This window comes from Rhodococcus sp. Z6_132 (assembly GCF_058133635.1).
This window is the reverse complement of the sequence record NZ_JBYUNP010000003.1, coordinates 58,276-78,814: the sequence shown is the minus strand read 5'-3', so window position 1 is coordinate 78,814 and position 20,539 is coordinate 58,276. Positions and strand designations below refer to the sequence as shown.

Annotated in this window: 21 protein-coding genes; 9 read left to right on the top strand and 12 right to left on the bottom strand. The window is 73.4% G+C overall.

Going from position 1 to position 20,539, the window contains the following annotated elements; translation table 11 throughout:
* Positions 1 to 2: 2 nt before the first annotated feature.
* Genes AC3YO9_RS13525 through AC3YO9_RS13510 form a run of 4 tightly spaced genes read right to left on the bottom strand, consistent with a single transcriptional unit; the run spans position 3 to position 5,543 of the window.
* Positions 3 to 1,154, bottom strand: coding sequence for an acyl-CoA dehydrogenase family protein (locus AC3YO9_RS13525; protein WP_489983532.1), 1,152 nt, complete (start codon positions 1,152 to 1,154; stop codon positions 3 to 5).
* Positions 1,155 to 2,096: a hydroxymethylglutaryl-CoA lyase gene (locus AC3YO9_RS13520; RefSeq protein ID WP_489983531.1), complete on the bottom strand. Its 942-nt coding sequence runs from the start codon at positions 2,094 to 2,096 to the stop codon at positions 1,155 to 1,157.
* Positions 2,089 to 4,029, bottom strand: a complete 1,941-nt coding sequence (locus AC3YO9_RS13515) for an acetyl/propionyl/methylcrotonyl-CoA carboxylase subunit alpha (protein ID WP_489983530.1) — start codon at positions 4,027 to 4,029, stop codon at positions 2,089 to 2,091. Before AC3YO9_RS13515 ends, AC3YO9_RS13520 begins: the two co-directional genes overlap by 8 nt.
* A gap of 5 nt (positions 4,030 to 4,034) precedes the next feature.
* A complete protein-coding gene (locus tag AC3YO9_RS13510; RefSeq protein WP_489984056.1) occupies positions 4,035 to 5,543 on the bottom strand; it encodes a carboxyl transferase domain-containing protein in 1,509 nt (502 codons plus the stop codon).
* A 147-nt stretch (positions 5,544 to 5,690) separates the two neighbouring features.
* Between AC3YO9_RS13510 and AC3YO9_RS13505 the strand changes: the two genes are divergently transcribed.
* From AC3YO9_RS13505 to AC3YO9_RS13495, 3 genes are read left to right on the top strand one after another with little or no spacing between them, the layout of a single operon-like run.
* Positions 5,691 to 6,266, top strand: a complete 576-nt coding sequence (locus AC3YO9_RS13505) for a TetR/AcrR family transcriptional regulator (protein ID WP_489983529.1) — start codon at positions 5,691 to 5,693, stop codon at positions 6,264 to 6,266.
* Positions 6,263 to 6,943, top strand: coding sequence for a carbonic anhydrase (locus tag AC3YO9_RS13500; protein ID WP_127781956.1), 681 nt, complete (start codon positions 6,263 to 6,265; stop codon positions 6,941 to 6,943). The genes AC3YO9_RS13505 and AC3YO9_RS13500 overlap by 4 nt, the downstream gene beginning before the upstream one ends.
* Entirely contained in the window at positions 6,940 to 7,953 is a 1,014-nt protein-coding gene (locus tag AC3YO9_RS13495) for a Gfo/Idh/MocA family protein (RefSeq protein WP_489983528.1), read from the top strand. The genes AC3YO9_RS13500 and AC3YO9_RS13495 overlap by 4 nt, the downstream gene beginning before the upstream one ends.
* 120 nt (positions 7,954 to 8,073) lie before the next feature.
* Here AC3YO9_RS13495 and groL read toward each other — a convergent pair whose 3' ends face one another.
* Positions 8,074 to 9,702: a chaperonin GroEL gene (gene groL / locus AC3YO9_RS13490; protein WP_127781954.1), complete on the bottom strand. Its 1,629-nt coding sequence runs from the start codon at positions 9,700 to 9,702 to the stop codon at positions 8,074 to 8,076.
* A gap of 236 nt (positions 9,703 to 9,938) precedes the next feature.
* Positions 9,939 to 11,069 carry a serine/threonine-protein kinase gene (locus tag AC3YO9_RS13485; RefSeq protein ID WP_206518076.1) on the bottom strand — a complete coding sequence of 377 codons (1,131 nt, stop codon included), beginning with the start codon at positions 11,067 to 11,069 and terminating at the stop codon, positions 9,939 to 9,941.
* Between the two features lie 104 nt (positions 11,070 to 11,173).
* Between AC3YO9_RS13485 and moeA the strand changes: the two genes are divergently transcribed.
* The 4 genes from moeA to pssA all read left to right on the top strand — a co-directional run bounded on the left by moeA (position 11,174) and on the right by pssA (position 14,532).
* Positions 11,174 to 12,367 (top strand): molybdopterin molybdotransferase MoeA, encoded by a 1,194-nt coding sequence (gene moeA / locus AC3YO9_RS13480; protein WP_489983527.1) that lies wholly within the window; start codon positions 11,174 to 11,176, stop codon positions 12,365 to 12,367.
* Positions 12,368 to 12,439: 72 nt separating this feature from the next.
* Positions 12,440 to 12,742, top strand: a complete 303-nt coding sequence (locus tag AC3YO9_RS13475) for a GlsB/YeaQ/YmgE family stress response membrane protein (RefSeq protein WP_127781952.1) — start codon at positions 12,440 to 12,442, stop codon at positions 12,740 to 12,742.
* Positions 12,743 to 12,883: 141 nt separating this feature from the next.
* Positions 12,884 to 13,618, top strand: a complete 735-nt coding sequence (locus tag AC3YO9_RS13470) for a phosphatidylserine decarboxylase (RefSeq protein ID WP_127781951.1) — start codon at positions 12,884 to 12,886, stop codon at positions 13,616 to 13,618.
* A 38-nt stretch (positions 13,619 to 13,656) separates the two neighbouring features.
* The gene (gene pssA / locus AC3YO9_RS13465; protein WP_489984055.1) at positions 13,657 to 14,532 is read left to right on the top strand and encodes a CDP-diacylglycerol--serine O-phosphatidyltransferase; all 876 of its coding nucleotides are present in this window, start codon (positions 13,657 to 13,659) and stop codon (positions 14,530 to 14,532) included.
* Between the two features lie 24 nt (positions 14,533 to 14,556).
* Here pssA and AC3YO9_RS13460 read toward each other — a convergent pair whose 3' ends face one another.
* From AC3YO9_RS13460 to AC3YO9_RS13440, 5 genes are all read right to left on the bottom strand, one after another.
* The gene (locus tag AC3YO9_RS13460) at positions 14,557 to 14,991 is read right to left on the bottom strand and encodes an Rv3103c transmembrane domain-containing protein (protein ID WP_489983526.1); all 435 of its coding nucleotides are present in this window, start codon (positions 14,989 to 14,991) and stop codon (positions 14,557 to 14,559) included.
* Entirely contained in the window at positions 14,984 to 15,889 is a 906-nt protein-coding gene (locus AC3YO9_RS13455) for a mechanosensitive ion channel family protein (RefSeq protein WP_206518075.1), read from the bottom strand. The genes AC3YO9_RS13460 and AC3YO9_RS13455 overlap by 8 nt, the downstream gene beginning before the upstream one ends.
* 80 nt (positions 15,890 to 15,969) lie before the next feature.
* Positions 15,970 to 16,521: a LytR C-terminal domain-containing protein gene (locus AC3YO9_RS13450; RefSeq protein ID WP_127781949.1), complete on the bottom strand. Its 552-nt coding sequence runs from the start codon at positions 16,519 to 16,521 to the stop codon at positions 15,970 to 15,972.
* Positions 16,518 to 16,850: a nucleoid-associated protein NapA gene (gene napA, locus AC3YO9_RS13445; protein ID WP_489983525.1), complete on the bottom strand. Its 333-nt coding sequence runs from the start codon at positions 16,848 to 16,850 to the stop codon at positions 16,518 to 16,520. Before napA ends, AC3YO9_RS13450 begins: the two co-directional genes overlap by 4 nt.
* Before the next feature lie 191 nt (positions 16,851 to 17,041).
* Complete coding sequence (locus tag AC3YO9_RS13440) at positions 17,042 to 18,289, bottom strand: sensor domain-containing phosphodiesterase (RefSeq protein ID WP_489983524.1); 1,248 nt, start codon at positions 18,287 to 18,289, stop codon at positions 17,042 to 17,044.
* Positions 18,290 to 18,521: 232 nt separating this feature from the next.
* Here AC3YO9_RS13440 and AC3YO9_RS13435 point away from each other — a divergent pair, with 232 nt between their 5' ends.
* Complete coding sequence (locus tag AC3YO9_RS13435) at positions 18,522 to 19,112, top strand: peptide deformylase (RefSeq protein ID WP_489983523.1); 591 nt, start codon at positions 18,522 to 18,524, stop codon at positions 19,110 to 19,112.
* On the top strand, positions 19,112 to 20,029 hold the full coding sequence (locus AC3YO9_RS13430) for an N-acetylglutamate synthase, CG3035 family (RefSeq protein ID WP_489983522.1): 918 nt from the start codon (positions 19,112 to 19,114) through the stop codon (positions 20,027 to 20,029). The genes AC3YO9_RS13435 and AC3YO9_RS13430 overlap by 1 nt, the downstream gene beginning before the upstream one ends.
* Here AC3YO9_RS13430 and AC3YO9_RS13425 read toward each other — a convergent pair.
* Entirely contained in the window at positions 20,019 to 20,453 is a 435-nt protein-coding gene (locus tag AC3YO9_RS13425) for a MarR family winged helix-turn-helix transcriptional regulator (protein WP_127781946.1), read from the bottom strand. The genes AC3YO9_RS13430 and AC3YO9_RS13425 overlap by 11 nt on opposite strands.
* Between the last annotated feature and the right edge of the window lie 86 nt (positions 20,454 to 20,539).

Sequence of the window (20,539 nt, the reverse complement as noted above, 5' to 3'; positions counted from 1 at the left end):
CTCTAGAGCCCGAGCTCGCGGGCGATGAGCATCAGCTGCACCTCGGTGGTGCCCTCGCCGATCTCCAGGATCTTGGAGTCGCGGTAGTGCCGGGCGACGAGGTAGTCGTTCATGAAGCCGTACCCGCCGTGCACCTGGGTGGCGTCGCGGGCGTTGTCCATCGCCGCCTCGCCGGCCACCAGCTTGGCGACGGCCGCCTCCTTCTTGAACGGCCGCCCGGCCAGCATCCGGGCGGCGGCGTCGTAGTAGGCGGTGCGGGCGGCGTGCGCGCGGGCCTCCATCCGGGCGATCTTGAAGGCGATGGCCTGGTTGGCCGCGATCGGCCGGCCGAAGGCCTCCCGCTCCCGGGCGTGGCGCCCGCTCTCGTCCACGCAGCCCTGCGCGGCGCCCACCGCCAGCGCGGCGATGGCGATGCGCCCCTCGTCCAGGATCCGCAGGAAGTTGGCGTAGCCACGGCCGCGCTCGCCCAGCAGGTTCTCCTCGGGCACCCGCACGTCGTCCAGCGTCAACGGGTGGGTGTCGGAGGCGTTCCAGCCCACCTTGTCGTAGGCCTTCTCCGCGGTGAAGCCGGCGGTGGGCACCGGCACCAGGATCGTGCTGATCTCCTTGCCCCCACCCGCACGCTCGCCGGTCACCGCGGTGACGGTGACCACTCGGGTGATGGCGGTGCCGGAGTTGGTGATGAAGGCCTTGCTGCCGTTGATCACCCACTGGCCGCTGTCCAGCCGGGCGGTGGTGCGGGTGCCGCCGGCGTCGCTGCCCGCACCCGGCTCGGTGAGCCCGAAGGCGCCGAGGGCCTGCCCGGCGCACAGCTGCGGCAGCCACTGCTGCTTCTGCTCCTCGGTGCCGAAGCGGAAGATCGGCATGGCACCCAGCGAGCAGCCCGCCTCCAGGGTGATGGCCACGCTCTGGTCCACCCGGCCCAGCTCCTCCAGCGCCAGGCAGAGCGTGAAGTAGTCCCCGCCCACGCCGCCGCAGGACTCGGGGAAGGGCAGCCCGAACAGGCCCATCTCCCCCATCTGGGCCACCACCTCGTAGGGGAAGCTGTGCTCGGCGTCGTGCCGGGCTGACACCGGGGCCACCACCTCGCGGGCGAAGGCCGCCACGGTCTTGCGCAGCTGCTGCTGCTCGTCGGTGAGCTGGGTGTCGAGCATCTAGGCCTCCTCGGCGGTGGCGGAGCCGGCGAGCGCGGTGACCACCCGGGACGGGCTGGGGCGGCCCAGCTGGGCGGCCATCCAGGTGCTGGTGGCCACCAGCGCCGCCAGGTCGACGCCGGTCTCGATGCCCAGCCCGTGCAGCTGCCACACCAGGTCCTCGGTGGCGAGGTTGCCGGTGGCGGACTTGGCGTACGGGCAGCCACCCAGACCGCCCGCGCTGGAGTCCACAGTGGTCACCCCGTGCTGCAGCGCCACCAGGGTGTTGGCCAGCGCCTGGCCGTAGGTGTCGTGGAAGTGCACGGCGACGGCCTCGCGGGGCACCGGCAGCTCCTCCAGCACCGCCACCACCTGCCCCGGGGTGGCCACGCCGATGGTGTCGCCCAGGGAGATCTCCTGCGCCCCCATGTCCCACAGCGCGTGCACCACCCGGGCCACCTGCACCGGGTCGACGGCGCCCTCCCAGGGGTCGCCGAAGCACATGGACACGTAGCCGCGCACGGCCAGGCCGGCCGCGCGCGCCGCGGTGACCACCGGCTCGAACACGTCCAGGGACTCCGCCAGCCCCCGGTTGAGGTTCTTGCGCGCGAAGGTCTCGGTGGCCGAGGCGAACACGGCGATCTCGCGCACCCCGGCAGCCAGCGCCCGGTCCAGCCCGCGGCGGTTGGGCACCAGCACCGGCATCCGCAGCCCCGCCGGGGTGGGACCGAGCTCGGCCAGCAGCTCCTCGGCGTCGGCCAGCTGCGGCACCCACTCCGGGCGCACCAGGCTGGTGGTCTCCACCGCGGTCAGCCCGGCGGCGAGCAGCCGGCGCACGAAGTCGGCCTTCACCGCCACCGGCACCAGGGCGCTCTCGTTCTGCAGCCCGTCGCGGGCACCCACCTCGTAGATGCTCACCCGCCCCGGCAGCCCGGCCAGCGGGGCCGTTGCCTGCTCAGGCATCCGGGTCCCCCTCCACCGTGGCCAGGTGCTCCTCCACGGCCACCTGCTGGCCGGCCCGCACCGCCAGGGTGGTGACCGTGCCTCCGTGCGGGGCGCGGATCGTGTGCTCCATCTTCATCGCCTCCACCACCAGCAGCGCCGCCCCGGCCGCCACCTGCTCCCCCTGCGCCACGTGCACCGCGATCACCGCGCCGGGCATGGGGCTGCGCAGCTCGGCGTCCCCGGCTGCGGCGGCGCGGACCCGGTCGACGGCCAGCTCGGCCACCGGCCACGCCGACCCGCCGCGGCCCAGCCACAGCGTGGCACCGTCGCGGGCGCACAGCCAGCGCTCGGTGCGCCCGTCCAGGGTGAGCACCAGCTCGTCGCCGTCGAGCACCGCCGCAGCGGTCACCGCCTCGCCGCCGTCCACCCGCGCCTGGTCGCCGAGCAGCGACACCTCCCCCGCCGTGGTCTGCCACACCAGCGGTGCGGGCGCCCCGATCCGCCACCCCGTGCGCGCCGCCCACGGGTCGGGCGGTGGCGGCTGGGCCAGCGCGTGCAGGGCGAACCCGATGGGCACCGCCGCGGGGACCTCCTCGTGCACCAGGGTGGCCAGCTCCCGCTCCACCAGCCCGGTGTCCAGCCGTCCGGCCCGCACGTCCGGGTGGGCCAGCAGCTCCCGGAGGAAGCCGAGGTTGGTGGGCACCCCCAGCACCGTGGTGCGCCCCAGCGCAGCGCCCAGCCGGGCCAGCGCGGTGGCCCGGTCCGGGCCGTGGGCCACCACCTTGGCCAGCATGGGGTCGTAGGTGCTGCCCACCACCGTCCCCACGCGCAGCCCGGAGTCCACCCGGACACCAGCGCCGGTCGGCTCGCGCAGCAGCAGCACGGTGCCGCCGGTGGGGAGGAAGTCCCGGGCGGGGTCCTCGGCGTAGACGCGGGCCTCCACGGCGTGCCCGGTGAGCACCACGTCGTCCTGGCTCAGGGCCAGCTTCTCCCCCGCGGCCACGGCCAGCTGCTGAGCCACCAGGTCGATGCCGGTGACCAGCTCGGTGACGGGGTGCTCCACCTGCAGTCGGGTGTTCATCTCCAGGAAGAAGAACGTCTCGGGCGCCTCGGCGCTGACGATGAACTCCACCGTGCCCGCCCCGGTGTAGCCGCAGGCCCGCGCCGTCTCGCAGGCCGCCTCCCCGATGCGGGCCCGGGTGGCGGCGTCCAGCAGCGGCGACGGCGCCTCCTCGACGATCTTCTGGTGCCGCCGCTGCAGGCTGCACTCCCGCTCGCCCAGGTGGATGACCCCGCCGTGGATGTCGGCCAGCACCTGCACCTCCACGTGCCGCGGCGCCGTCACGAAGCGCTCCAGGAACAGCGTGTCGTCCCCGAAGCTGGCGGCGGCCTCTCGGCGGGCGCTGACCAGCGCCTCAGGCAGGGCGGCGGCGGCGTGCACCAGGCGCATGCCCTTGCCGCCCCCGCCGGCGGAGGGCTTCACCAGGACCGGGTAGCCCACCTCCTCGGCGGCGGCGAGCAGGTCGGCGTCGCTCATGCCCGGCTGGTTGCGGCCGGGCACCACGGGCACCCCGGCGGCGCTGACGGCGCGCTTGGCGCGGATCTTGTCGCCCATCACCTCGATGGCCGACGGGGGTGGGCCGATGAACACGACGCCGGCGTCCGCGCACGCCTGGGCGAAGGCGGCGTTCTCGGCCAGGAAGCCGTAGCCGGGGTGGATGGCCTGCGCCCCGGTGGCGCGCGCGGCCGCCAGCACGCGGTCGCCGTCGAGGTAGCTCTGGTGCGCGGGGGCGGGCCCGAGCCGGACGGCGACGTCCGCCTCGAGCACGTGCCGGGCTCCCGCGTCGGCGTCGGAGTACACCGCCACCGAGACGATGCCGAGCTCGCGCAGGGTGCGGATGATACGGACGGCGATCTCCCCGCGGTTGGCCACCAGGACGGTGCTGAACATGGCGCTCACATCCGGAAGACGCCGTTGCGGACGGGCTCCAGCGGGGCGTTGGCCGCGGCTCCCAGGGCGAGGCCGAGCACGGTGCGGGTGTCGGCGGGATCGATGACGCCGTCGTCCCACAGCCGTGCGGTGGAGTAGTAGGGGTGGCCCTGGTGCTCGTACTGCGCGCGCACCGCGGCGTCGGCGGCGGCGTCGGGCTCGCCGCGCACCGTGGCCAGCACCGCCGCGGCCTGGTCGCCGCCCATCACCGAGATGCGGGCGTTGGGCCACATCCACAGGAAGCGCGGCGAGTACGCCCGCCCGCACATCGAGTAGTTGCCGGCGCCGAACGACCCGCCGATCACCACGGTGAGCTTGGGGACCCGGGCACACGCCACCGCGGTGACCATCTTGGCGCCGTGCTTGGCGATGCCGCCCGCCTCGTACTCCCGCCCCACCATGAAGCCGGTGATGTTCTGCAGGAACACCAGCGGGATCTTGCGCTGGTCGCAGAGCTCGACGAAGTGCGCGCCCTTGAGGGCAGACTCGCTGAAGAGCACGCCGTTGTTGGCCACCACGCCCACCGGGTGGCCGTGCACGTGCGCGAAGCCGGTGACCAGGGTGGTCCCGTAGTCCGCCTTGAACTCGTGGAACCGGCTGCCGTCCACCACGCGGGCGATCACCTCGCGCACGTCGTAGGGGGTGCGGGCGTCGGCGGGGACCACCGCGGGGATCTCCGCGGGGTCGTGCCGCGGAGGCTCGGGCTCGCGCACGTCCCACGGCACCGGCTCGCGCGGGCCGAGGGTGGCCACGATGGAGCGGACCACCTGCAGGGCGTGGGTGTCGTCGTCGGCCAGGTGGTCCACCACGCCGGAGACCCGGGCGTGCAGCGCCCCGCCGCCGAGGTCCTCCGCGGTGACCACCTCGCCGGTGGCCGCCTTCACCAGAGGTGGTCCGGCCAGGAAGATGGTGCCCTGGTCGCGGACGATCACCGCCTCGTCGCTCATCGCCGGCACGTAGGCGCCGCCGGCGGTGCACGAGCCGAGCACCGCGGCCACCTGGGCGATGCCGCGGGCGCTCATGGTGGCCTGGTTGAAGAAGATCCGCCCGAAGTGCTCGCGGTCGGGGAACACCTCGTCCTGGTGGGGCAGGAAGGCGCCGCCGGAGTCCACCAGGTACAGGCACGGCAGGTTGTTGTGCAGCGCCACCTCCTGGGCGCGCAGGTGCTTCTTCACCGTCATCGGGTAGTAGGTGCCGCCCTTGACGGTGGCGTCGTTGGCCACCACCACGCACTCGCGCCCGCTCACCCGGCCGACGCCGGTGATGATCCCGGCGCCGGGCGCCGCGTCGTCGTACATGCCGTGCGCGGCCAGGGCGGAGAGCTCCAGGAACGGGCTGCCCCGGTCGAGCAGGGTGTCCACCCGCTGGCGCGGGAGCAGCTTGCCGCGCGCCACGTGGCGCTGCCGGGAGCGCTCCGAGCCGCCCAGCGCCGCGGCGGCGACCCGGGCCCGCAGGTCGGCCACCTGCGCCGCCATGGCCGCCGCGTTGGCCTGCCCCTGGGGGCTGGTGGGGTCAGCGCGGGTGGACAGGACCGGGGCCGGGTGTGTCACAGACCACACGTTAGCAGACGTTAACAGCCCGATGTTAACGTCCGCTAACACCGGTGGACTACGATGCCGCTCATGAGCACCCCCCGCCGCGACCAGCTGCTGCAGGTGGCCGCCGGGCTGATGGCCGAGCGCGGCTTCCACGGGGTGAGCATCAACGACCTCGGCGCTGCCGCAGGGGTCAGCGGTCCGGCCGTCTACCGGCACTTCGCCAGCAAGCAGGCGGTGCTCGGCGCGATGCTGGTCAGCGTCAGCGAGCGCCTGCTGGACAACGGCCGCCGGCGGGTCGAGGCCGCAGCCACGCCCGCGGCCGCCATCGCCGCGCTCATCGCCGGGCACGTGGACTTCGCGCTCACCGAGCCCGACCTCATCCGGGTGCAGGATCGCGACCTGGCGTCGACCTCCGACGGCGACCGCGCCCGGGTGCGCCGGCTGCAGCGCGCCTACACCGAGGTGTGGGTGGGCCAGCTGGTGCTGGTGCTGCCCCAGCTGGACGTGCCGGTGGCCCGCGCCCGGGTGCAGGCGGTGTTCGGGCTGCTCAACTCCACGCCGTACGCAGGCAAGGGACTGGACGAGCACCACCTGGCCGAGCTGTTGCGGGGTCTCGGCTCGGCCGCCCTGCTGACCGAGGTCGTAACCTCTGCTCCATGACTTCCTCGGACGCCACCGCCGCCAACCCCACCTCCACCACCCCGGCCACGGAGCCGCCCACCACTGGCCGCCCGAGCACCCCCGCAGAGGCCTGGGCGGCGCTGCTCGCCGGCAACAAGCGCTTCGTCGACGGAGCGCCCTCGCACCCGCACCAGGACGCCACCCGCCGGGAGTCCCTCGCCCACAACCAGGCTCCCTTCGCCATGGTCTTCGGCTGCAGCGACTCCCGCCTGGCCGCGGAGATCATCTTCGACGTCGGCCTGGGTGACATGTTCGTGGTGCGCACCGCCGGCCACGTCATCGACGAGTCGGTGCTGGGCACCCTGGAGTACGGCGTCACCCCGCTGGGCATCCCGCTGCTGGTGGTGCTCGGCCACGACAACTGCGGCGCGGTCACCGCGGCGTCGAACTCCTACAACACCGGCGAGATGCCGGTGGGCTACATCCGCGACCTGGTGGAGCGCATCGTGCCCTCGGTGATGTCCGCCGAGCGCAAGGACCTCACCGAGGTGGACGACATCGTCGGCGAGCACGTGCTGCAGACCATGCACCGCCTGCCCGAGCGCTCCACCGTGCTCAACAAGGCTGTCGAGGAGGGCAAGGTGGCCATCGTCGGCATCACCTACCGCCTGGCGGACGGCCACGCCGGCGTCGTCGACGTCATCGGCAACCTGTGACCCGGACGCCCCCCAGAGCCCGCGAGATCCGGTGGGGAGTCGTCGGCCCCGGCCGCATCGCGGAGAACGTCATGCACGACTTCGCCCTGGTCCCCGGCGCGCGGCCGGTGGCGGTGGGCTCCCGCTCCCTGGAGCGGGCCCAGGCCTTCGCCGAGCGCCACGACCTGGAGCGCGCACACGGCTCCTACGCCGAGCTGCTGGCCGACGACGAGGTGGACGTGGTCTACATCGCCACCCCGCACCCGCAGCACCACGCGGTGGCCCTCGGGGCCCTGCGGGCGGGCAAGGCGGTGCTGGTGGAGAAGTCGTTCACCGCCACCGCCGAGGGCACGGCCGAGGTGATCGCCGAGGCGCACCGCCGTGGGGTGTTCGCCATGGAGGCGATGTGGACGCGCTTCCAGCCGGCCGTGGTGCGGCTGCGCGACCTGGTCGAGGACGGGGCCATCGGTGAGGTCCGCTCGGTGTCGGCCGACCTGGGCGTGCAGCGCCGCTACGACCCCACCGACCGGCTCTACGACCCGGCGCAGGGTGGCGGGTCGCTGCTGGACCTGGGCGTGTACCCGGTGTCGTTCGCGCAGATGGTGCTGGGCGACCCGGACCGGGTCAGCGCGGTGGGCTCGCTCTTTCCCACCGGCGTGGACGCCGAGGCGGGGCTGCTGCTGGGCTACGACGACGGCCGCAGCGCCGCCCTGGCGTGCTCGCTGCGCTGCGCGCTGCCCGGCGACGCCCGGGTGTACGGCACCAAGGGCTGGATCGACGTGCTGCCGCGCTTCCACCACCCGCAGACGATCGTGCTGCACCGCAACCACGCCGAGCCGGCCACCATCACCCTGCCGCAGCGCGGCACCGGCTACGCCCACGAGCTGGCCGAGGTGACCCGCTGCCTGCAGGAGGGCCGCACCGAGAGCGACGTGATGCCGCTGCGCGACACCCAGGCCGTGATGGACGTGCTCGAGGCCGCCGCCGACCAGCTGGGCGTGCCGCTGGCCGAGGACCCGAACGTCCTCTAGGGCAGCCGGCCCAGGACAGGGTCCACACACGCCGCCAGGGGCGGTCCCGCGTGGTGCGGGACCGCCCCTGGCGGTTGTGGTGCGGGGTCTAGCAAGTGGCAGGACCCAGAGCTGCAGGACTCAGAAGTCCATGCCGCCCATGCCCATGTCTCCGCCACCGGCCGGCGCAGCGCCGGCCTTCTCGGGCTTGTCGGCGACGACAGCCTCGGTGGTGAGGAACAGGGCCGCGATGGAGGCCGCGTTCTGCAGGGCAGAGCGGGTGACCTTCACCGGGTCGTTGATGCCGGCCTGCAGCATGTCGACGTACTCGCCGGTGGCCGCGTTCAGGCCGTGACCGGTCTGCAGGTTGCGGACCTTCTCCGCGACGACGCCACCCTCGAGGCCGGCGTTGACGGCGATCTGCTTGAGCGGGGCCTCGAGCGCGACGCGCACGATGTTGGCACCGGTGGCCTCGTCACCCTCGAGCTTGAGGGAGTCAAACGCGGTACCGGCCTGGGCCAGGGCCACGCCACCACCGGCGACGATGCCCTCCTCGACGGCCGCCTTGGCGTTGCGCACGGCGTCCTCGATGCGGTGCTTGCGCTCCTTGAGCTCAACCTCGGTGGCGGCACCGGCCTTGATCACCGCGACACCGCCGGCCAGCTTGGCCAGGCGCTCCTGCAGCTTCTCGCGGTCGTAGTCGGAGTCGGAGTTCTCGATCTCGGCGCGAATCTGGTTGACCCGACCGGCGATCGCGTCCGGGTCGCCAGCGCCCTCGACGATGGTGGTCTCGTCCTTGGTGACGACGACCTTGCGGGCGCGGCCCAGCAGGGAGATGTCGGCGGTCTCGAGCTTGAGGCCGACCTCCTCGCTGATGACCTCGCCGCCGGTGAGGATGGCCATGTCGGCCAGCATCGCCTTGCGACGGTCACCGAAGCCGGGGGCCTTGACGGCGACCGACTTGAAGGTGCCACGGATCTTGTTGACCACCAGGGTCGCCAGGGCCTCGCCCTCGACGTCCTCGGCGATGATCGCCAGGGACTTGCCCGACTGCATGACCTTCTCCAGCAGCGGCAGCAGGTCCTTGACGGTGGAGATCTTGGAGCTCATGAGAAGGATGTACGGGTCGTCCAGGGACGACTCCATCCGCTCGGTGTCGGTGGCGAAGTAGGGCGAGATGTAGCCCTTGTCGAAGCGCATGCCCTCGGTGAGCTCGAGCTCGAGCCCGAAGGTGTTGCTCTCCTCGACGGTGATGACACCTTCCTTGCCGACCTTGTCCATCGCCTCGGCGATGAGCTCGCCGATGGCGGGGTCGCCGGCGGAGATGCCCGCGGTGGCAGCGATCTGCTCCTTGGTCTCCACCTCCTTGGCGGTCTCCATGAGCTTGGCCGTGACGGCCTCGACGGCCTTCTCGATGCCCTTCTTCAGGGCCATCGGGTTGGCGCCGGCCGCGACGTTGCGCAGGCCCTCGCGAACCAGGGCCTGGGCCAGGACGGTGGCGGTGGTGGTGCCGTCGCCGGCGACGTCGTCAGTCTTCTTGGCGACCTCCTTGACGAGCTCGGCCCCGATCTTCTCCCAGGGGTCCTCGAGCTCGATCTCCTTGGCGATGGAGACACCGTCGTTGGTGATGGTGGGGGCGCCCCACTTCTTCTCCAGCACGACGTTGCGACCCTTCGGGCCGAGCGTCACCTTTACTGCGTCAGCGAGGACGTTCATGCCCCGCTCGAGGCCGCGACGGGCCTCTTCGTCGAACGCGATCATCTTGGCCATTGCGAAGTGATCCTCCAGATTGGGGGGTGACACGCTGCTGGCCAGGAGGTGCCCGCGACGGACGACCTGGGCTCACCGGGGCCCACGCCTCACCGTCCCGACCTGGCACTCACGTGTCGCGAGTGCCAGCCCCATGTTTAGCACTCTCGCCCCTCGACTGCAACGTGGCCCACACCGACTTGCGGTGTTGCGCGGGCCGGTCAGGGGGCGGGCTGGGGTCAGGTGGCGGGCTGGGGTCAGGTGGCGAGAGCCACGAGCCCGATCACCAGCAGCACCAGCCCGGCCAGCGCCACGGCGACCAGGCTGGGGATCACCCACCGCTTCTCCGTGACCGGCTCGGCCACCAGCGGCGAGCCGGCGCGGGTGGGCGAGGGGTCGCGCAGCCGCAGCGTGCTGATGTGCGCCGGCGGCTGCGCGGCGCCCTGCGGCGCGGACGTGCCGCGCGGCGGGACCGACGGGTGGGCCGGCGCAGCTGCCCCAGCACCGACCACCCGACGGGCGGGCGGGGACTCCGGCTGCACCACGTGCGCCAGCGCCTGCTGGGCCAGCACCATCAGCTCGCCACAGGTGTCCGGCCGCGCGGACGGCTCGGCGGCCATCCCGCGCCAGACCACCTCGTCGAGCTGGCGGGGCAGCACCGCCTCGGCGGAGACCGGGGGCACCGCGCCGGAGAGGTGCCCGGCGATCACCTCGTCCACCGACCCGCGGAAGGGTGCGCTGCCGGTGAGGCAGGCGAACAGCACGCAGGCCAGCGAGTACACGTCGGTGCGGCCGTCCACGTGCTCGCCGCGCAGGTGCTCGGGCGCGGCGTAGGTGGGTGAGCCGAGGAAGTCGCCGTTGCTGGTGCGGTGCCCGGCCGCGCCGCGGCGGGTGAGACCGAAGTCGGCGAGGTAGACGTGCTCGCGCCCCGCGCTCTCCCGCTTGGTCACCAGCACGTTGGCCGGCTTGACGTCCAGGTGCACCAGCTTGCGGGCGTGCAGCACGTCCAGCGCCTCGGCCACCTGGCTGAGCAGGTTCACCGTGCGGCGCGGCGCCAGCGGACCGCCGGCGAGCACCGCGGCCAGGTCCTGGCCCTCCACGTAGCGCATGGCCAGGAACAGCGAGCCGTCCAGGTCGCCGAAGTCGTACAGCGGGACGATGTGGGAGTGGTCGATCGCCGAGGTGTTGCGGGCCTCGTCGACGAAGCGCTCGCGGAACTCCGCGTCGCCGGCCAGCTCCTCGGCCATCACCTTCAGCGCGACGGTGCGGCCCAGCCGGACGTCGGTGGCGCGGTACATCGTGCTCATCCCGCCCCGCCCGATCACGCCGTCCACGCGGTAGTGCCCGAGGCGACGACCCACGAGGTCGGTGGTCTCTTGGCCGGGCACGCCTCCGACTCTAGCCCGGTGCCCGCCCCTGCGGTGGCGCACTGCGCAATCCACCGTTACGCCCCGTAGTGCCCCAACCCGGGCGGAGGGGGAGGATGGCAGGCGTGCGCACCGTCTCCGAACACCAGAAGGTCGTCGCCGGGCTGCTGACCCGCCCCGCCCCGGTGCAGGTTCCGCTCGAGCAGGCGGCCGGCCGAGCGCTGGCCGCCGACCTGGTGGCGGCCCGGCCGCTGCCCGCCTTCGACAACTCCGCGATGGACGGCTACGCCGTGCGCGCCGAGGACGTCGCCGGGGCAGGGGCCGACCACCCGGTGGTCCTGCCGGTGGCCGAGGACGTGCCCGCCGGCCGGGTGGACGGCCCACCGCTGGCCCCCGGCACCGCTCACCGCATCATGACCGGCGCCCCGATTCCCGCGGGCGCCGACGCGGTGGTGCAGGTGGAGGCCACCGACGGTGGCACCACCACCGTGACCATCCGGGAGAGCCGGGCGCCGGGCAAGCACGTCCGCTCCGCCGGGGAGGACGTGCGCGCCGGCGACACGGCGCTGCCCGCGGGCGTGGTGCTCGGCTCGGCCCAGCTGGGCCTGGTCGCCGCGCTCGGCGAGCCCACCGTCGCGGTGGTGCCACCGCTGCGGGTGCTGGTGCTGTCCACCGGTTCGGAGCTGGTGGAGCCCGGGCAGCCGCTGCAGCACGGCCAGATCCACGAGTCCAACGGCATCATGCTGGCCAGCGCGGTGCGCGCGGCCGGCGCCGACGCCGAGCAGCTGCACTTCGTCGCCGACGACGTCACCGCCTTCCACGCGGCGCTGCAGCCGCGGCTGGCCGAGGTGGACCTGGTGATCACCTCCGGGGGCGTGAGCGCCGGCGCCTACGAGGTGGTCAAGGACGCGCTCACCGGCCAGGGCGTGGAGTTCGTGAAGGTGGCCATGCAGCCGGGCATGCCGCAGGGCGCTGGCCGCCTCGACGGGGTTCCGGTGGTGACCCTGCCCGGCAACCCGGTGAGCTCGCTGGTGTCCTTCGAGGTGTTCCTGCGGCCGGCCATCCGGTCCGCCATGGGGCTGCCGCCCGGCCGGCACGTGGTCCGGGCGCGGCTGAGCGAGCCGCTGGACTCCCCCGCCGGCAGGCGCCAGTTCCGCCGGGGCGTGCTCGACCGGGCCACCGGGACGGTGCACGCGATGGGTCCGCCGGCGTCGCACTTCCTGCGCTGGATGGCGACGTCGAACTGCCTGCTCGACCTGCCCGAGGACGCCGTGCACCTGGCGGAGGGCACCGAGGTCGATGCCTGGCTGATCGACTAGCGGGCGCCGGAAGTCCACAGTTGTCCGCAGGACCGCGACCGGTCCGACCAACCACGAACAAGGAGCAACGTCATGACCGAGGAACTCTTGGCCGCCGGCATCGGCGCCGGCCAGACCAGCGTCGGAGTCATCGCCTACATCATCATCGGTGGCCTGGCGGGGTGGATCGCCAGCAAGTTCATGGGCACCGACGCCCAGCAGGGCATCATCCTGAACGTCGTGGTCGGCGTCGTCGGCGCCATCATCGGCGGCCTCATCCTGCAGATCTTCGGCGTCGACGTCGACGGTGGCGGATGGTGGTTCACCTTCTTCATCGCCCTGTTCGGCGCGGTCATCCTGCTCTGGCTGGTCAAGCTGGTGACCGGTCGGCGCTGAGCACGACTGCGCGTCGCTGAGCAGCAGCGACGCCGCGACGATGGGCGGGTCACGTAGCGTGTGACCCGCCCATCGCTGTGCTCGCTCCTCTGCTCGAGGGGCACGACCGGGCGCCCCGACCTCGAGGAGATGCTCACCCAGATGGCCCGCAGACCGAAGCCCGTCGACCCCGGCGAGCAGCTGCCGACCACCAGCGTGCACGGCCTGCTGGAGCTGGCGCGCCAGAGCATCCCTCCGCTGCACCCCGCGGGTCGCCCGTTCGTGCTGGCCCCGGCCGCCCTGGCGGTGCTGGGCCGACGGTCTCGGCTGCTGCGGCGCACCGGCACCGTCGCCGCCCTGGCCTGCGCGGCGTTCTTCCGCGAGCCCACGCGCGTCCCGCCGCAGCGGCCCGGCCTGGTTGTGGCCGCCGCGGACGGCACCATCGCGCTGGTGGACACCGCGCTGCCCCCCGCCGAGCTGGGGATGAGCGAGGTGTGGGGCGAGGAGCCGGTCCCCCGCGTCAGCGTCTTCCTGTCGGTCTTCGACGTGCACGTGCAGCGCATCCCGGTGGCCGGCACCGTGCGCACGGTGGCCTACCGGCCGGGGCGGTTCCTCTCCGCCGAGCTGCCCGGCGCCAGCGAGCACAACGAGCGCTCCTCGCTGTGGCTGCACACCGAGGACGGGCACGACCTGGCCGTGGTGCAGATCGCCGGGCTGATCGCGCGCCGCATCGTCTGCGACGTGGTGGCCGACGAGCAGGTGACCCGCGGGCAGACCTACGGGATGATCCGGTTCGGCTCCCGGGTGGACGTGTACCTGCCGCCGGGCAGCCGGGTGCTGGTGGACGTGGGCCAGCGCACCATCGGCGCCGAGACCGTGCTGGCCGAGCTGCCGTGAGCACCCGCCGGACGGCGCTGAACAGCCCGGGTGCGCCCCTGGCCACCGCCGACGAGCGCGGTGGGCGCAACGGCGTGCGCCTGCTGCCCAGCGTGGTGACGGTGCTGGCCCTGTGCGCGGGACTGAGCTCGCTGAAGTTCGCCCTCGACGGGGAGCTGGGTGCGGCGCTGGCCCTGGTCGGCACCGCCGCTGTCCTGGACGCCCTGGACGGTCGCCTCGCCCGCCTGCTGGACGCCACCAGCCGCATCGGCGCCGAGCTGGACTCGCTGGCCGACGCAGTCTCCTTCGGGGTGGCGCCGGCGCTGGTCCTCTACGTGACGGTGCTGCACGGCACCAACGGCGGCTGGGTGGTCTCGCTGCTGTTCGTGGTGAGCGTGGTGCTGCGCCTTGCGCGGTTCAACACGCTGCTCGACGACACCACGGCACCGGTGTACGAGAAGGAGTTCTTCACCGGCGTGCCCTCCCCCGCCGGCGGGCTGCTGGTGCTGCTGCCGGTGGCGCTGCAGCAGCAGTGGGGCGAGGGCTGGTGGTGCGGCACCACGGCGTCGCTGATCTGGATGGTGGTGGTCTCGGCGCTGGTGATCAGCCGGGTGCCCACGCTGTCGCTGAAGACCGCACGGGTGCCGCTGCGCTACGCCAGCTTCCTGCTGATGGCCGTGGGCCTGGCCTTCGCCGGTCTGCTGCTGTTCCCGTACCTGTTCATGGTGGTGGCGCTGGTGCTCTACGCCGCGCACATCCCCTACGCGATGTACCGCTTCCGCTGGCTGGCCTGCAACCCGCAGGCCTGGATCGTGGACACGCCCACGCCCCGTCCGGCCATCCGGCGCTCGCGCTCCACCCGCCGCCTGGGGCTGCGTCCGCCGCGTCGGCGTGGCGTGCCCGCCGGCCGGCGACCCGGCGCCGGCCGGCACTGACGACCCGCGCCGAGCCGAGCTGAGCTAGGGCTCCTCGGCGGTCGCCGCGGTGGGCGACGGCGCGGAGGTGGTCGCGGCCGTGGTGGTGGGAGCCACCGAGGAGCGCGGCTGCGTGCTCGTGGGGGCGGTCCCCGGTGCCGTGGTGGTGCTGGGCCGCTCCGTGGTGGTCGTGGCCGGCGGCACGGTGGTGGTCTCCTCCGGTGCCGTCGTGGTGACGGGCGGTGCCGTGGTGGTGGACGGCGCCCGGGTGGTGGTGCTCGGCACCACCTCGGAGGTGGTGGCGGGGCCGGCTGGCTGCACCGCACGACTGGGACCCTGGGGGGTGGCGGCCGGGTCGGGGCGGACCACCAGGTACAGCGCCAGCACCAGCAGGAACAGCAGCGACAGCAGCAGCGTGGAGGTGCGCACCTTGCCGTGCAGCAGGTAGGGCGGCAGGCGCCGCGGGCTCTGGCTAGGCATCTGCGGTCTCCCCCCGGACGGCGGCGGCGGGGGCCTCCAGCTCGGCGGCGGAGACGTTGATGCCGTGCTGGCGCAGGGCCACGGCCACCCGCACCCGCAGCTGGCGGCCGACCTCGAACTGCCGGCCCGGCAGGGTGCGGGCCACCATGCGCACCGTCGTCTGCTCCACGGTGAAGCTCTCCACCCCCATGACGCTCGGCTCGTCCAGCAGCAGGGGCTGGAAGTCGGGGTCCTGGTACATGTCGGCCCCCACCTGGTGCAGGACCTCGTTGGCCACGGTGATGTCCACCGACGGCGGCAGCGGCACGTCGACCACCGCACGGGCCCAGTCGCGGGACAGGTTGGTCACCTGCACCACCTGCCCGTTGGGCACGATCACCACCTCGCCGTCGGCGCTGCGCAGCCGGGTGACGCGCAGGGAGACGTCCTCCACGGTGCCGGTGACCCCGGTGACCGAGCCGACCGCGGAGATCCGCACCACGTCACCGAAGCCGTACTGGCGCTCGGCGATGATGAAGAAGCCGGCGAGCAGGTCCTGCACCACGCGCTGGGCACCGAAGCCCAGCGCCACGCCGAGCACGGTCGCCGGAGCCACCAGGCCGGTGATGGGGATGCCCAGCGCGTCCAGGACGAGCACGGCGGTGAGGCAGTAGAGCAGCACGATGGCGATCCAGGTGATCACCTGGGCCACGGCGTGCCGGTGCTTGGACTGCTCCGAGCGGACCAGCGCGTCCGAGCTGCCGGAGGTGTCGTCGATGTGGTCGGTGATGCGCTGCCCGACCCAGCTGACGAAGCGGGCCAGCAGGATGGCACCGAGCACGTACAGCACGATGAGCAGGCCGCTGCTGCGCAGCCACGTGGTGATGTCGCCGAGCGGGGCGATGGCCTGGACTCTCACGCGGACCACTATGCCCGGTCGGTGCGGTCGCGGTGACCGTCACCCACCGTGATCAGGACCACGCACGGGGTGAGTAGCGCTCAACCGTCGTAGTCGGAGGCGAGCACCACGATCAGCCCGTCGCCGAAGGTGGCGAAGCCGGAGGGCCGAGGCTGGGCGCTGGCACCCAGGGTGCCGGCCAGCCTGGTCGCCGCAGCCTGCTCGTCGGTGCCGGGACGGAAGTAGACCACCGTGCTGGGGACGATCCCACCCGGGTAGTTGCCCACCTTGGCCACGTCCCAGCCCGCGCCGCGCAGCTGCTGGGCGGCCCGGTCGGCGAGCCCACGGGTGGTGGTGTTGTTGAGCACCTGCACGCCCACCTGGCTGGAGGCGGGCGTGGCCAAGGGGGTGGTGCTCGGGGGCGGTGTGGTGGTCGCGGGCTCCGGCGTGGTGGTGCTCGGCGGGGCGGGAGTGGTGGCCTCCGGCGAGGTGGTCAGCGCCGGCGCCGACGTGGCAGGGGCCGGGGCGGCGGCGTTGTCCTGCGAGCCACCGCTGATCAGCACGCCGACGCCGACCAGGGCCACCGCCAGGATGACCAGGAACATCCCGAGGACCCGCATCGGCGGGTGCGGGGGCTTGGGGTTGGCGCTCACGTGACCGTGAACCCGAGTCGACGGGCCGCGCGGGCCTTCTGCCGGCTGGCGCGCAGCCGGCGCAGCCGCTTGACCAGCATGGGGTCGGCAGCGAGGGCGGCGGGCGTGTCCACCAGGGCGTTGAGCACCTGGTAGTAGCGGGTGGCGGACATGTCGAAGAGCTCCTTGATGGCGTCTTCCTTGGCGCCGGCGTACTTCCACCACTGGCGCTCGAAGCTGAGGATCTCGTGCTCGCGCCGGGTCAGTCCCGCAGGGACCTCGGCGTCGGGTGCCTTGGCGATGGGGACCTGGTCCCCGTCGGTGGGCAGGCTCGAAGCTGCGACGTCCATGTCACTCCTCGGCTGACGACGATGCTGGGCGGTGACCAGGCCGGACACCAGCCGAATCACACGCGTGTTCTTCGTCGGTCATTCAACCACGGGAGCCGGGCCCGCCCCGGTAGCGGCGCACCGTGGCGGCGGCGCGGTGGGCTGTGGCCACCGGCCCCCGCTGCGGGGCCTGACCTGCGTCGTCGTCGCCGCTAGGGCTGCATGCGGGCCATCAGGCCGGTGGCGATGGTGATGGCCAGGTCGCGGTCGTAGGACAGCACGTACTCCAGGACGTGCTCGGCCCCGTCGCGGCCGTCGGGGGTGTCCCGGGCCACCAGCACGCCGGCGAAGTGCGGGCCCACCACGACCACGTCCCACTCCAGGGCGAGGGGGTCGTCGGGGTCGAGGGCGACCCCGCGGACCCCGGGGACGACGTGGTCGGGCATGTCCACCCCGAGCACCCCGATGTAGGCCGCGCCGTCGACGAGCTGGCTGTAGCGCTTCTTGGTGTGCTCGGTGAACCGGTCGGCGGACTGGAAGGCGGCCAGCAGGATGCACGCCTCGCCGACGTCGGCGGCCTGGCGCTCGAGGTGCTTGCAGACCTCCACCAGCAGGTCCTTGGTGGAGGTGCGCACCGGCCGCTCGAGGGCGGCCAGCTCGAAGGAGGTGAGCGAGGTGGGGTCGACCACCGGCCGGCGGCGGACGTGCACGGGCACGCTCGGGGCGGCCGGCAGCTCGGCGGGCAGCGGTCCGGGCCGGCCGAAGTACCAGCCCTGGCCCAGCTGGGCGCCCAGGGCCAGGGCGGCACGCAGGTGCGTCTCGGTCTCGATGCCCTCCGCGAGGACGATGCCGCCGGACCGCTCGGCCTCGGCGGCGACGGCGTTGAAGACGCGGGCGATGCGGGCGGTGGGCTTGCCCTGGATCAGGCTGAGGTCGAGCTTGATGACGTCGGGCTGCACCAGGGGCAGCAGGGCCAGGGTCTCGGTGTTGGCGCCGACGTCGTCCAGGGCGATGCCCCACCCGCGGGCGCGGATGCGGTCGACCAGGCGCAGGACGGCGGCGGGGTCGGCGGCCAGGGCACGCTCGGTCAGCTCGACCACGATGCGAACCGGCTGGGCGTCGTCGCCGGCGGCGCTCGCGGTGGGCAGGACCACGTCGTCGGCGACCTCGGGCTCCACGTTGACGAACAACGTCCACGGGGCGGTGAGCCCCGCCTCGGCGGCCCCGGCGCACGCGGCCGCCATGCAGGCGGAGTCCAGCTCGGCCAGGCGCTGCTCGGCCCGGGCGGCGCCGAACAGCTCCGCGGGGTTGGCCAGCTCGGTGCCCACCGGCCCGCGGGCGAGAGCCTCGAAGCCCACCGGCTCGAAGCTGTCCAGCCGGACGAGGGGTTGGTAGACCGGCGCCAGGTGCCCGTCGGCCAGGACCCGTTCCAGGGGCGTCAGGACTCCGGAGCTGTGCATTTCGCCAGCCTAGCCAGGATCACTGCCCTTTCGTGACAGAACGCAATTTCCTTGTGACGCAGAGCAATACGTCCCACACGCCACCCGCCGCGGCGAGAGGGCGGCGGATCGGCGCTGGTGGTGACGAGGTCGTGCGCAGCCTGGTGGACGGGCCCGGCCGCGGTCGCCGCCGGCCCGTGGTGGTCGTCGCCGGCGGAGGTGCTGGTGGGCCGCCCGACTAGACTCCGCGCTTGTGTCGATCCTGCCCATCCGCATCGTCGGTGACCCTGTCCTGCACACCCCCACCGCACCCGTCGAGCACTTCGACGACGAGCTGCACACCCTGATCCAGGACATGTTCGACACCATGGACGCGGCCAACGGCGTGGGCCTCGCCGCCAACCAGGTGGGCGTGGGCAAGCGCCTCTTCGTCTACGGCTGCCCGGACGTCGACCCCGACGACCCCGAGCACGTGGTGATGCGCCGCGGCGTGGTGGTCAACCCCACGCTGGAGACCTCGGAGATCCCCGAGACCATGCCCGACCCGGACGAGTCCGACGAGGGCTGTCTCTCGGTGCCCGGCGAGGGCTACCCCACCGGGCGGGCCGACTGGGCGCGCGTCACCGGGGTCGACGGTGACGGCAAGCCGGTGGACGTCGCCGGCCACGGCTTCTTCGCCCGCTGCCTGCAGCACGAGGTGGGCCACCTGGACGGCTTCCTCTACCTGGACGTGCTCGTCGGTCGCAACCAGCGGGCCGCCAAGAAGATGGTGAAGCGCAACGGGTGGGGCGTGCCGGGGCTGAGCTGGATGCCCGGCGAGGTTCCCGACCCCTTCGGCCACTAGTGCCGCCGCTGCCCTCGCTCGGCCAGCGGGTGATGCTGCGCTACCGGCTGCCTGCTGGCGGCAGCCACCCGATGACCGACCGGCTGGGGACCCTCCGGTCGCTGGGCCCCCTGGTGGTGGTGGAGTCCGCCGACGGCCAGCTGACCAGCGTGGCCCCCGAGCAGGTGGTGGCGCTGAAGGCCGTTCCGCCCGCTCCGGTGAGCGCCCGCGCCATCGCCAACCTGGAGGAGGCCGCGGCGCGAGCCTGGCCCGGGCTGGAGCAGCAGTGGCTGGGCCGGTGGTTGCTGCGCGCCGGTGCGGGCTTCAGCAACCGGGCCAACACGGTGCTGGTGGTGGGCCCGCCCGGCGTGGACGACGCCGTGGAGCAGGTGCGTGCCTGGTACGCCGAGCGGGACCTGCCGGTGCGCTTCCAGGTGCCCGACCGGATGCGCTTCGCCGAGCTGGGCTGGCAGCCGGCCGACCCTGTCGTGGTGCTCACCGCACCCCTTGATCCCGGGGCAGCCGCAGCGCCAGACGTGCAGATCGCCAGCGCACCTGACGCGGCCTGGCTGCAGCGCTACCACTACCGCGGACAACCGGTGCCCGACGTCGCCGCGCAGGTGGTCTCCGCGGTGCTCGACGGCGAGCTGGGCTTCGCCAGGATCGGGGGCGAGCACCCGCTCGCGATCGGGCGCGGCGCGCTCACCACCGCCCCGGACGGCACGAGGTGGCTGGGTCTCAACGCCATCGAGGTGGCGGCGGAGCACCGTCGCACCGGGCTCGGCCGCCGGGTGTGCACCGCCCTGCTGAGGTGGGGCCACGAGCGCGGCGCTCAGCGCGCCTACCTGCAGGTGGCGGAGGGCAACGAGGCGGCGCTGGGCCTGTACCGGTCGATGGGCTTCACCGAGCACCACCGCTACCGCTACCTCAGCGACTAGCCCCGGCAGGGTCGTCCCAGGAGAAGGTGCTTTCCAGCGCCCGCAGGCCCTCGATCAGCCCGTCCCGCTGGCTCGGGGAGAGCCGGTCCAGGCGGTCGGCCAGGGCCCGCGTGCGCTCGGAGACCACCCCGGTGATCAGCAGCTCCCCCTGCTCGGTGGCCCCGAAGAGACGGGCGCGGCCGTCCTGCGGGTCGGGGCTGCGCTCGACGTAGCCCTCGGTCTCCAGCATCGCCACGATCCGCGACATGGTCGGCGCGGCCACCTGCTCGCGAGCGGCGAGGTCACCGAGGCGGGTGGGCCCGAGGCGCACCAGTGCGTCCAGCGCAGAGATCGCCCCGACGGCGAGCTCGGTGGGGCGACGTGCGCGGCGGAGCTGGCGGGACAGCCGCGCCAGGGTCAGGTGCACCTCCGTCGCGACCACCATCCGACTGTCGGTGCCCGTGTCTGTCATCCCGGCCTCAGCTCTCCGCAGCGTTGATCGTCCGGCACATCATCGCAGGCAGAGCCGTG